The organism is Streptomyces sp. NPDC002156 (genome assembly GCF_053593675.1).
This window is the reverse complement of record NZ_JBSFDA010000367.1, coordinates 1-1,342: the sequence shown is the minus strand read 5'-3', so window position 1 is coordinate 1,342 and position 1,342 is coordinate 1. Positions and strand designations below refer to the sequence as shown.

Genomic DNA, 1,342 nt, shown 5'->3' with positions numbered 1-1,342 from the left:
TCCAAGTTTTCGTGGACACGGACCGCACTCGATCCGGTGGGCGATACTGGGTTCGAACCAGTGACCTCTTCGGTGTGAACGAAGCGCTCTCCCACTGAGCTAATCGCCCGGACGCAGGGAGAACATTACCCCATGTCAGGGGGTGCATCCGACACGGAGTCGGATCACTGGTCCTTGATCTTCCAGGGCATTTCCAGCCCGAACTTCCATACGTAGATCCCGACGAGAACCGCGATGATCACGAGGCCGATCGTCGTCAGGATGATGTTGCGGCGGCGCACCTTGGGGTCGAGCGCACGCTGTGTCGCCTCGGTGACCTTGCGCTTCGTCCAGCGCAGCACCAACTGGGCCCAGACGAACTCGGTCGCCCAGATCGCCATACCGCCGAAGATCACCAGCCAGCCCGGCCCGGGCAGCGGAAGCATGACGATGCCGGCACCCACCACGGCGAGGCCCACGACGAATACGCCGACCTGCCAGCTCATGTGCAGCATGCGGCGTGCTTTGACGAATTCCGGCGCTCTCGAACCCAGCTCCCGCTCGGCTGCGGTCTCACCGGCCCCGGTCTCATCTGGTGCCACGGCAACCTCGCCAGGCTTGTCACTCCCCGTATTCATACGACCAAACCCTACCCGACGGAAACCGGTCACCGGAATGGTCGTAGCCGACGAACCGGTTCTCGGCCGGAAGAGTTACGTAAAGACACGCAAAACACTCAGAGGGGTTTACAACGGCACCGTAGGTGGCATGTCGATTTCGCCGACGTGCGAATCCCCGAGCGCACACTGAGCGAAAGGCCTTGGCGCTTATGAACACCACGGTCAGCTGCGAGCTGCACCTGCGCCTCGTTGTGTCGAGCGAGTCCTCACTGCCCGTTCCCGCAGGACTGCGGTATGACACGGCCGATCCCTACGCCGTGCACGCCACCTTCCACACCGGAGCCGAGGAAACCGTCGAGTGGGTGTTCGCCCGCGACCTGCTCGCGGAGGGCCTCCACCGGCCCACCGGCACCGGTGACGTCCGAGTCTGGCCGTCCCGGAGCCACGGTCAGGGCGTTGTCTGCATCGCCCTCAGCTCCCCGGAGGGCGAGGCACTGCTCGAAGCCCCCGCACGAGCCCTGGAGTCCTTCCTGAAGCGAACGGACGCCGCTGTGCCACCCGGCACGGAACACCGCCACTTCGACCTCGACCAGGAGCTGTCCCACATCCTGGCGGAAAGCTAGGACGAGGCCCCCACAGAGCCGCCCGGCGCCGTCCACTCGGGGAGACGGCTCGGGTCAGGACTGTCTGGAGGTGTTCACGGGTCAGCGGCTGGGAGCGGTCGAAGGTGCCGCCGTCGAAGT

The 1,342-nt window shown here is 65.1% G+C and carries 2 protein-coding genes and 1 tRNA gene; 1 reads left to right on the top strand and 2 read right to left on the bottom strand.

Features of this window, described 5'->3' with window-relative positions; translation table 11 throughout:
- Window positions 1-37 precede the first annotated feature (37 nt).
- Window positions 38-109: transfer RNA gene (locus tag ACWCRB_RS49740), tRNA-Val, on the bottom strand.
- A 55-nt stretch (window positions 110-164) separates the two neighbouring features.
- On the bottom strand, window positions 165-617 hold the full coding sequence (locus ACWCRB_RS49735; RefSeq protein ID WP_451002360.1) for a TIGR02611 family protein: 453 nt from the start codon (window positions 615-617) through the stop codon (window positions 165-167).
- Window positions 618-808: 191 nt separating this feature from the next.
- Here ACWCRB_RS49735 and ACWCRB_RS49730 point away from each other — a divergent pair, with 191 nt between their 5' ends.
- Window positions 809-1,222 carry an SsgA family sporulation/cell division regulator gene (locus ACWCRB_RS49730; protein ID WP_004002642.1) on the top strand — a complete coding sequence of 138 codons (414 nt, stop codon included), beginning with the start codon at window positions 809-811 and terminating at the stop codon, window positions 1,220-1,222.
- Window positions 1,223-1,342: the final 120 nt, after the last annotated feature.

What these genes read in the sequence shown, in the direction of transcription:
- ACWCRB_RS49730 (WP_004002642.1), top strand. Translation starts at nt 809, where the DNA reads ATGAACACCACGGTCAGCTGCGAGCTGCACCTGCGCCTCGTTGTGTCG.
- ACWCRB_RS49735 (WP_451002360.1), bottom strand. Translation starts at nt 617, where the DNA reads ATGAATACGGGGAGTGACAAGCCTGGCGAGGTTGCCGTGGCACCAGAT.